9 protein-coding genes, 1 rRNA gene and 2 pseudogenes are annotated in these 10087 nt (G+C 62.6%); all 12 read right to left on the bottom strand.

The features are described from left to right. Positions 1 to 792 (bottom strand): fumarylacetoacetate hydrolase family protein, encoded by a 792-nt coding sequence (locus IOC82_RS11335; RefSeq protein ID WP_290546300.1) that lies wholly within the window; start codon positions 790 to 792, stop codon positions 1 to 3. Beyond that, positions 792 to 1706, bottom strand: coding sequence for a branched-chain amino acid transaminase (locus IOC82_RS11340; protein ID WP_366935676.1), 915 nt, complete (start codon positions 1704 to 1706; stop codon positions 792 to 794). Before IOC82_RS11340 ends, IOC82_RS11335 begins: the two co-directional genes overlap by 1 nt. Before the next feature lie 319 nt (positions 1707 to 2025). Continuing rightward, a pseudogene (locus IOC82_RS11345) lies at positions 2026 to 2157 on the bottom strand (hypothetical protein); the annotation flags it as partial. 44 nt (positions 2158 to 2201) lie between these two features. Then, positions 2202 to 2397: pseudogene (locus IOC82_RS11350) on the bottom strand (arylesterase); the annotation flags it as partial. A gap of 500 nt (positions 2398 to 2897) precedes the next feature. Next, positions 2898 to 4007, bottom strand: coding sequence for a 3-isopropylmalate dehydrogenase (leuB, locus tag IOC82_RS11355; RefSeq protein ID WP_290546301.1), 1110 nt, complete (start codon positions 4005 to 4007; stop codon positions 2898 to 2900). A gap of 66 nt (positions 4008 to 4073) precedes the next feature. Beyond that, on the bottom strand, positions 4074 to 4442 hold the full coding sequence (locus IOC82_RS11360; RefSeq protein ID WP_290546302.1) for a hypothetical protein: 369 nt from the start codon (positions 4440 to 4442) through the stop codon (positions 4074 to 4076). Positions 4443 to 4452: 10 nt separating this feature from the next. Then, positions 4453 to 5295, bottom strand: coding sequence for a universal stress protein (locus IOC82_RS11365; protein WP_290546303.1), 843 nt, complete (start codon positions 5293 to 5295; stop codon positions 4453 to 4455). A 64-nt stretch (positions 5296 to 5359) separates the two neighbouring features. Then, positions 5360 to 6112, bottom strand: a complete 753-nt coding sequence (locus IOC82_RS11370) for a Crp/Fnr family transcriptional regulator (RefSeq protein ID WP_290546304.1) — start codon at positions 6110 to 6112, stop codon at positions 5360 to 5362. A gap of 97 nt (positions 6113 to 6209) precedes the next feature. Next, positions 6210 to 7520, bottom strand: a complete 1311-nt coding sequence (preA, locus tag IOC82_RS11375) for an NAD-dependent dihydropyrimidine dehydrogenase subunit PreA (protein ID WP_290546305.1) — start codon at positions 7518 to 7520, stop codon at positions 6210 to 6212. Positions 7521 to 7531: 11 nt separating this feature from the next. Beyond that, positions 7532 to 8866, bottom strand: coding sequence for an NAD(P)-dependent oxidoreductase (locus tag IOC82_RS11380; RefSeq protein ID WP_290546306.1), 1335 nt, complete (start codon positions 8864 to 8866; stop codon positions 7532 to 7534). Positions 8867 to 9007: 141 nt separating this feature from the next. Next, positions 9008 to 9436 (bottom strand): toll/interleukin-1 receptor domain-containing protein, encoded by a 429-nt coding sequence (locus IOC82_RS17170; RefSeq protein WP_366935677.1) that lies wholly within the window; start codon positions 9434 to 9436, stop codon positions 9008 to 9010. Between the two features lie 541 nt (positions 9437 to 9977). Next, a 5S ribosomal RNA gene (gene rrf / locus IOC82_RS11390) occupies positions 9978 to 10087 on the bottom strand; the annotation flags it as partial.

Below are 10087 nucleotides of genomic sequence, written 5' to 3' on the forward strand. Positions count from 1 at the left end.
TCAGATGAAGGTCAGATCAATGGCGCCCAGGGGGCCAAATCCCGCGTGCAACCGCGAGCCGGACTTCACTTCGACTGAACGGACAGGTGCGCCCGTGATGACAATGTCACCTGCCTTGAGGTGGCCGCCGAGACCACGAAGTTCCGTGAGTTTTCCCGCCAGAAAGGCCAGCGGTGCGGCGGGATGGCCCATGACATCTGTCGCAGGCGCAGCCTGGTGCTGGCCGTCCACATCCATGCTGAGCGTAAGGGCCGTCAGGTCTACCTGGTCTGGCCGCAGCGCTGTCTTCCCGAGGATGACCCAGCCAGCCCCGGCATTGTCGGCGAGCGAGTCATTGGCCCTCGCCTTCATCGCGCCAACGCGGCTGTCGATAACTTCTACAGCCGCCCTCAGGCACGCCGTGGCGGCAAGTACATCAGGCACCGTAAGGCCTGCCCCTTCGAGAGGCCTCGCAAGCTCGAAGGCGATTTCGGGCTCGGCACGCGTGTTGGAGAGATGCGTTACGCGCACGGGCTGATCTTCCGGCGCGAACATATTGTCGAGAAGGATGCCGAAGTCCGGACCAGTCATGCCGTACATCTTCTGCATGGCTTCGGACGTGAAGCCGATCTTGTGGCCTTTTGGCCTGCCGCCAGCGGCAATCAGGCGGTCGACAAGCCGACGCCTCACTTGGTAGGCATCCTCGAAGTCGTAATCGATGGTGTTTGATGGCGGATCGATTCCCTGACCTCTCTTCAGGGCCTCGAACAGCCGGTCAGCAAGTGCCTGTTGCTGTTGCGCGGTAAGCTTCATCAGGCAACCTCCACCCAGCTTGAATAACGCGGGTCCTCACCGCGCACCGCGTTCCTGAAGGCCTGTCGCACCGCGGTTCCCACTGGTCCCGGATATCCGACGCTGCGGTCATCGACCGATTCCACCAAGTTGACTTCCGAAGCCGTTCCGCAGACGAAGATTTCATCTGCGATGTAGAGATCCGAGCGTGAGAGTTCGGTGGCACGCACCTCGTAACCTAAATCGCGTGCGATGGTGCGTACGGAGTCATGCGTAATGCCCTCCAGACCACCGGCTGAAAGCGGTGGGGTGTGGATGACGCCGTTGCGGACCACGAAAATGTTCTCTGCAGTGCATTCCGCTATGAAACCCTGCGGGTTGAGCATGATGCAGTCGTCATACCCAGCCTTTCGCGCCTCGGCCTTGGCAAGCGACGAGTTGACATAGTTGCCGACCGTCTTTGCCTCCGGGGGCATGATGTTGTGGTCATGCCGCCGCCAGCTTGACACCTTGAGCCTCAGGCCACGAGCATCCGTTGCCGCGCCGCGAACCGAAGCCCAGCCCCAGGCCATGATGGCGATGTCGACCTCGCAGGGCCCGGTATCGAGACCCATCTCGCCGTAGCCGTAGTAGGCGAGCGGCCGGACATAGCAACTGTTAAGGCCCGTGGTGCGCACGACCTGCTTGGTGGCTTCAACGATCTCGAAGACCGAGAAAGTCATCGGCATTCCGAGAATGTGTCCGGAGCGGTAAAGCCTTTCGATGTGGGGCGTCAGACGAAAGAGGCCAGGCCCCTGAGCGGTCTCGTAGGCGCGCACGCCCTCGAAGATGCCAGTTCCATAGTGCAGCGTATGGGTACCCACGTGCACCATTGCCTTGTCCCAGTCCACGAGCCTTCCATTCATCCAGATGCTAGGTGTGGGCGTGATCGGCATGAGGACCCCAAGTGCTATAGGCGGATGCGCATCCGATTATTCAGCATATCTTCGACATCTCAATGCATTTTCGACATTACGGCAATCTACTGAAATCACGTTCTTTTCTGCTATCCGGATGTCTGATTGATGTTCAAGGGCGGAAAATCGAAGAGTTCCGACATACCCTGCCCCCGCCTCTCGTTAGGTCGCCAAGCAACCTCGTCCGCTGGTTCTATTCTCCTGGCTGCTTAACGTCATGCAGCAGGCAATAGCCACCTTTTCTCTCACGCACGGAACTGGATCCAGCAAGAGAAACTAAGGCGTTCGAACCTCTTGGGTGGGTGCCCAGAAGCCGCCCGGTCCTCGCATCGAAGATGGTCGTGATCAGGTCCTGATCCTCGTCCAGCGCAATGGCCTTGCCATTGGCGAGGAAGGGGAAGCGGCCCACTTTCAGCTCATGGCCCGCCGCGCCATGTCCATCGAGGCATCGAAGGCGCGGCAGCGGTTGGCGAACTTGATGTCGTTGGTGCCGAGCGGGATGATGACGAGGTCCAGCGGCGTGTGGGTCGAGAGCAGAACCGCCCGCGCCTTCGCTCCGTTGCGGTGATCCAGCGTGGTCGGATCGCCGGAACACCGTGGTGCGCCCATTGTGGCCCTCCTCGATGACGCGGGCCTTGCCGTCCAACCGGGCGGCCAGAACGTTGGGCCAGCAGCTTGTCGAGCCGGCAGCCGGCGCTGAGGTAGAAATGCGGCACCGTTCTCTTCGCCTCGACGGGGCGGCGGGCGATGGCGAGGCGCATCTTGTCATGCGCGATCTCGCGGCAGGAGTTTTCGGCGAAAAGCTTTCGCAAGCCTGCTTCTGACGCGCCCGGCGCCTCCATGGCCTCCGTTACACGCGGTTCCAACCGGTTCTTTCCGTCCATGCTCCACCTCCGTCTACCGCGCATTGCCGGTACCCAGTGGCCAACAATACGGTGCATGAACATGCGGCCGTTGTTTCAAGCCGATGAAAACCCAACCGGAGCCGCCATCGCATGAAAAAATGTGCGAAAGAATCTGGACACTACAGCCGTTCCCACTGATCGTCACGAAGCTCATCACGATTCATGGCCGACCTCCACTAATCATGCTTGAATCTGATATGCGCCCTACTTGGACTCCCCATTACTTAAATGGTCACCACAGCCTGGCGGGAGAGGACGATACTCCTCACGCCAGCTTCTTCAGCTCGCCGAGGATCGCGGCGCCCATCTGCGTGGTCGTTGCATTGGCGGGCTGGCTGCCGGCGATGTCCTTGGTGCGGATGCCCTGGGCCAGAACCGCGGCGATGGCCTGATCGAGCTTGTCCGCCCAGTCGCCGAGGCCCAGAGAATAGCGCAGCGCCATGCCGAAGCTGGCGATCATGGCGATGGGGTTGGCAGCGCCCGTGCCGGCGATGTCGGGGGCCGAGCCATGCACCGGCTCGTAAAGCGACTTCCGCCGCCCCGTCTTCGCATCGGGAGCGCCCAGCGAGGCCGAGGGCAACATGCCCAGCGAGCCCGTCAGCATCGCCGCCACGTCGGACAGCACGTCGCCGAAGAGATTGTCGGTGACGATCACGTCATATTGCTTCGGCCAGCGGACCAGCTGCATGGCGCAGTTGTCGGCCAGCACATGCTCAAGCTGCACGGAGGGATATTCGGCGGCATGGATGCGGGTGACCACCTCGTTCCACAGCACGCCCGTTTTCATCACGTTGCGCTTCTCGGCGGAGGACACCTTGTTGCGGCGGGTCTTCGCCAGGTCGAAGGCGGCGCGGGCGATGCGCTCGATCTCGTAGGTCTCATAGACCTGCGTGTCGATGCCGCGCTTCTGGCCATGCCCAAGATCGGTGATAGTCTTGGGTTCGCCGAAATAGACGCCACCCGTCAGCTCGCGGACGATCAGGATGTCGAGGCCCTCGACCACCTCGCGCTTGAGGGAAGAGGCATCGGCAAGTGCGGGATAGCAGATGGCCGGGCGCAGGTTGGCGAAGAGGCCCAAGTCCTTGCGGAGCCGCAGCAGGCCCGCCTCGGGGCGCACGTCGTAAGGAACCTTGTCCCACTTCGGTCCGCCGACGGCGCCGAACAGCACGGCGTCCGACGCCATGGCCTTGGCCATGTCTGGTTCCGAGATGGCCTGGCCATGGGCGTCATAGGCGGAGCCGCCGACGAGGCCGCGGTCGACCTCGAACCTGGCAATGCCTTGCGCATTGAACCAGGCGATGATCGCCTCGACTTCCGTCATCACCTCCGGGCCGATGCCGTCGCCCGGAAGCAGAAACAGATTGTAACTCGCCATGAAAAACGCCCCGATGGATTAAAATCGGGGCGATGGGTAGCGGCTCAAGCTACAGGACGCAAGTGCCTATTGGACAGGCTGCACCCGCACCACGCGGAAGGTGCGCAAGCCGTCCTCCTCGCGGATCGAGACATATTCCCCCAACTTGAAGGCGTGGTCGCCGAAGCGGTAGCCGGCCTCGTCGTCGTCCTCGTCGGAGGCGATATCATAGTGGAAAGCCCAGCTGCCGCCGCCCTTGCGGATCAGGTGGCCGATATCGTCCGCCTCGCCCGGCCGGAAACGCACCACGCGGCAATTCTCGCGGCGCTTATGCCATTCGGCGGGGTCGATCTTGCCGTTGCCGTCCAGCGGCGCTGCGAACTCATAACCGATGGCATGGGAGCCCTCGGGATGGTCATGATCGCGGGCCAGTTCGAGACGGATCTTGGTCAGCATTTCATTCTCCTCAGTGAGACATCAGCACGGGGCAGACCAGGCGTTCCAGCACGAAACGCGTGGCGCCGCCGAAGATGAACTCCGCAAGCCGGCTGTGTCCATAGGCGCCCATCACAATGAGGCCTGCGCCCGCATCCTCGGCACAGCGCATCAGCGCCTGGCCCTCGTCCTGGCCGTCGGTGGGGTAGCCCTGCGCCTCCGCCTTCACGCCATGGCGGGCCAGGGCTTCGGCCAGATCGGCGCCGGCGACGCTGCCGCGCAGGTTCGGGTCCTTCTGCGGGTCGATGCGCACCACGCGCACCTTGGCCGCTTTCTTCAACAGCGGCAGCGCGTCAAAGGCGGCGCGCGCCGCTTCCCGCCCGCCATCCCAGCCGACGATAACTTCGTTGAACGAGATATCCGCCTTGCCCTTGTAAGGCAGCACGATCGCCGGCCGGCCCAGCGCCATCACCGTCTGCTCGACGAAATCGCGCTCGACACCGGTGACCTCCTCCGGATCGGAGGCGGACAGGATGACGAGATCGGCCACGCGGCCCGAGGCCACAACCTCGTCGGCGATCACCGGCGTGCGGGCGTCAACCAGATGGAAATCGTGCGGCAGGCCCTCGCGCTGCATTGCCGCTTCGAAGGCCTGCTTCACACGCCCGGCGTTGTCCTTGAAATAGCTGCGGTTGCCTTCGAACACCTGGGGTGCTGCCTCGAAGCCCACCGACGGATATACCTGCACGGCGGGCACCACATAGAGGCCCGAGACATGCGCGCCCGTCTCGCGCGCAAGGACGACGGCGGCCGCGACCAGTTGGGAGAGGCGGCCCACTTCGTTCAGGGAAACCAAGATCGTCTTGTAACTCATCGCTTCATCCTCCAGTTTGCATTAAAATTATGGGGAGGAGCCTGCTCCCGGTCCTTGACCCGGATCAATGCCGGTGGCTGTCCTGTCCGGCAGCCTGCGCAAGGCGGTCGAGGTCCGGCACCATGATCAGGCGGTTGGTGCTGAGCTTCACGACATTCGACGTCTTGAGGCGCGTCAGCTGGCGGCTCACCGTTTCGATGGTGAGGCCAAGATAGTCCGCGATGTCGGAGCGGGTGAGCGGCAACTCGAATGCCGCGGCGCCGGGATTGGCCTTGTGCACGCAACCGGTCAGCAGACTGCGGCGGGCAAGCATATAAAGGAAGCTCGCCACCTTCTCCTCCGCCGTCTTGCGGCCGAGGAGGAGCATCCAGTCGCGCGCCGCGTCGAGTTCGTCGAGCGTGTGCTGGAACAGGCGCTGCTGCAAGCCGGGATATTCGCCCACGAGGCGCTCGAAGGCGGCATGGGGGAAGGTGCAGATTTCGACATCCGTCGCCGCTTCCGCCGTGTACGGATTGTTCTTGGAATAGGCGCGGCCGAGGAAATCGGGCGCAAACAGCAGGCCCACGATCTGCTGGCGGCCATCGGGCAGCGTCTTGGTCAGCTTGATGGCGCCGGAGATCACATTGGCGAAGAAGTCGACCGGCTCCTCGTCCGAGATGATGGTCTGCCCGGCGGGCACCTTCTTGCGGTGGGCGATCTGCGCCAGCTTCCTGACTTGCACGTCGTCCATGGCGCCGCAGACAGCCTGATGCCTGACCCCGCAGTGCTCGCAGCGCTGCATCACGTCGGGTAGGGTGCTGGTGGGCGTCCCGTGCATGGTGTCAACTTAGCGTGACTTGTGGCCACCGGCAAGCGCTCGTCCCGCCGGCGTCAATATCCTCGTGAACCGCGCCTCCCGTGCAATACGCTCGCGGCTATTCCGCGGCCTTCAGCGCCATCGGGTTATTGGGGTGGGTTGTCCAGTTGGCATAATCCGGGTTGATCTTGCGGCGGGTGCGCGGGTCAACCCCCTCGGTCTGCCGCACCATGGTGATGCAGTTGTCCACCGGGCAGACTTCCACGCAGAGATTGCAGGCCACGCATTCGGCGTCATTCACCTCGAAGTGGCGCTTGCCGTCCTTTTCCTTGAAGATGGCCTGGTGCGAGGTGTCCTCGCAAGCGGCATAACAACGGCCGCACTTGATGCAGAGGTCCTGGTCGATGTGGGCCTTGGTCACATAATTCAGGTTGAGGTACTGCCAGTCCGTGACGTTCGGCACGGCCCGGCCGCGGAAGTCCTCGATCGTGGCATAGCCCTTCTCGTCCATCCAGCGGGCCAGACCTGTCTTCATTTCCTCGACGATGCGGAAGCCATAGGTCATGGCCGCCGTGCACACCTGCACGGTGCCGGCCGACATGGATATGAACTCCGCCGCATCGCGCCAGGTGGTCACACCGCCGATGGCGGAAATCGGAAGTCCGCGCGTCTCGGGGTCGCGTGCGATCTCGGCCACCATGTTGAGGGCGATGGGCTTCACCGCGGGCCCGCAATAGCCGCCATGGCTGCCCTTGCCGTCAATCGTCGGCACGGGCGCGAAATTGTCGAGGTCGACGGAGACGATGGAGGAAATGGTGTTGATGAGCGACACCGCATCAGCACCCCCCTTCTTCGCCGCACGCGCGGGGTAGCGGATGTCGGTGATGTTGGGGGTCAGCTTCACGATCACCGGCATGCGCGAGTACTGCTTGCACCAGCGGGTGACCATCTCGATGTATTCGGGCACCTGGCCCACGGCGGAGCCCATGCCGCGCTCGCTCATGCCATGCGGGCAGCCGAAATTGAGCTCGATACCGTCGCAGCCCGTCTCCTCGACCTTCGGCAGGATGGCCTTCCACGAGTCCTCGTTGCAGGGCACCATGATCGACACGATCATGGCCCGGTCCGGCCATTCGCGCTTCACCCTTTTGATCTCCTGGAGGTTCACCTCCAGCGGCCTATCGGTGATGAGCTCGATGTTGTTGAGGCCGAGGAGCCTGCGGTCCGCCCCATGGATCGCACCGTAGCGCGGGCCATTGACGTTGACGATGGGCGGGCCTTCTTCTCCAAGCGTCTTCCACACCACACCGCCCCAGCCCGCCTTGAAGGCGCGCACCACATTGTATTCCTTGTCGGTCGGCGGCGCGGAGGCCAGCCAGAACGGGTTGGGAGACTTGATGCCGATGAAATGCGAGCGAAGGTCAGCCATGGCTTCGTCCTTTACGCCTTGAGGAAGAGGTTGATCGATTCAGCAGCGCGGCGGCCGTCGTCGACGGAGGCCACCGTCAGGTCCTGGCCTCCCGCCACGCAGTCGCCACCCGCCCACACGCCGCGCACACTGGTGCGCTTCTCGTCGTCTACCTTGATGCGCCCGCCCTCGAGCGCCAGCTTGCCGCCGGTGAAATCGACGTAAGCTTGCCCGATTGCGCGGAAGATCATGTCGGCGGGAAGGTCGAAAGTCTCGCCCGTGCCGGTGAGCTTGCCGTTCGCCTCGCTGGTATATTCGCAGGTCAGGCCCACGGCCTTGCCGTCCTTGACGATCACGGCCTTCGGCATGGCCCAGTGCTTGATGCGCACGCCGCGCGTCTGCGCGACCTCCTGTTCATAGGCGCTGGCCTTCATCTGCTCAGGTCCGCGGCGATAGACGATGGTCACGTCCTCGGCTCCCAGCAGCTTCGACTGCACGGCAACGTCCACTGCCGTCATGCCGCCGCCGATCACCACCACGCGGCGGCCTACGGGGAGGGCCGAGAGATCGGAGGCCTGGCGGAGGTCCGCGATGTAGCCGACAGCGTCCTCGACGCCCGCCGCATCATCGTTCTGCGCGCCAAGGGCATTCACGCCCTGAAGGCCGATACCGAGGAATACGGCATCATAATCCTTCTGCAGGTCGGCGAGGTCGAGTCCGGCGCCGAGCTTCTTGCCGTTCTGCACGGTGATGCCGCCGATGCCAAGAATGAAGTCCACTTCCTTCTGCGCGAAGTCATCCGTGCTCTTGTAGGCGGCGATGCCGTATTCGTTGAGGCCGCCGGACTTCGGCCGCGCCTCGAACACCGTCACCTCATGGCCATGCATGGCGAGGCGGTGCGCGCAGGCAAGCCCAGCCGGGCCGCCGCCGACGACGGCCACCTTCTTGCCCGTTGGCTTGGCGCGTTCATAGGGCTGCCCGCCATCGGCCATGAAGGCATCGGTGGCGTAGCGCTGCAGCAGCCCGATCTTCACCGGCTTGCCCTCGGCCTCCATGCGCACGCAGGCTTCCTCGCACAGCGTTTCGGTGGGGCAGACGCGGGCGCACATGCCGCCGAAGATGTTCTGGTCGAAAATGGTCTTGGCCGCTGACTTCGGATGCCCGGTCTGGATCTGGCGGATGAACATCGGGATGTCGATCGCGGTCGGGCAGGCCACCTGGCAGGGCGCGTCATGGCAGAAGTAGCAGCGGTCCGACTCGACCAGCGCCTCATGAGCATCGAGAGGCGGGTGAATATCGCCAAAATTCACGGCATAATCCGATTGGGACAGCCGTCCGCCCGAAATCCCGGGCTTCACATCCGCCATGGTCGCTCCCTCCAAGAAGCTTGTGTTTTGTCGTTTTGCGGGAGGATGACAGGATTTGTTCAAATGGTCAAATTTTGGTCGCTGTGGCCGGGATGTGAACCAGAACTTGCGGCTTGAGAAACTTCCTCGCCGGTGCCGCCTCTACACCGCCACTAGCTCGGCTATTTTCTCAGCGACGCCTTTCATCGATTCTTCTGCGGTGCTCAAGCCACTCCGGGAGGCAAGCAATGGGCTTACCTCGCGGAGGGCTTCGTACGTGGTGTCGTGGACGACTGGAACCAATCGTTCAGTGTGGAGCAGTGCCGAAAGCTCTTTCTCCGCAACTCCTTCATGTGCGATGCGATTTAGCAGCGCCGGAGTGACCAACACGATGCCAATTCGCGAATTTGCCAGGCCTTTGTCAATGGCACGAAGTAGCGGCACTCCCAGCACCACATCCTTTTCGCTAAACCATACCTTTACTTTCAAGCCCTCAAGTAAGTCATGAAGGTCCTTGGCGGGGCCTTTCCGATCATCCCAGGCGTGACAGAGAAACACGTCACGGCGGTCCAGATCTGCAAGCCTTTCCACGGATTCGCGGATCGGTGTGAGCGCCCTGACTTGAGCATCTGTGTAAAATACGCCGGAGCCAGTTTTGGACCAGCGCGGCTTCGCGCTCCTGCTAGTCCCCCCACTGCTTCCGCCGCTTGTGGCGGAAACAGTCGCAGGGGAGGAGTACGACTGATAGGGAGAGGAATAGCTCGAGTAGGTGCTATAGCCTCGATACCCATACCCTCCGCGACATGCCGGACAAGCCGCCGCTGCGCTTGCAGTTCGATGGCCATAGACAGGTGCCGTGCATCTCGCCATGTTCGCCTAACAGCCCGCTTCAGTTGAGTTGGTCGCAGGATATGGGTGACGAGAGTGCATTTTCAAGGGGCAGGCAAGAAGTTGTTAACGCTGCATTCGCCGAGGCCGCCGGGCACACTGAGTATTCCGAACCAATCGTGATGATGCATTTATCTGCTGAGTTGCGCTGAACGCCAAACCCCGCCTGAGCATTTCTGCTGAGGCAGGGTTATGTGGTTGAGAAGGTATTGCGTGATGAAGGGATTGTCTCTGTTCTTTGCGGGCCTGGCAGCGGCCTACTCTTCCGCGTCTTGAGACGAAGTACCATTGGCGCTGGGGCGATTTACGGCCGAGTTCGGGATGGGATCGGGTATGGACGCCCCGCCAGAGCCA

It is taken from the genome of Aestuariivirga sp. (assembly GCF_020252395.1).
Taxonomy (GTDB): Bacteria; Pseudomonadota; Alphaproteobacteria; order Rhizobiales; family Aestuariivirgaceae; genus Aestuariivirga.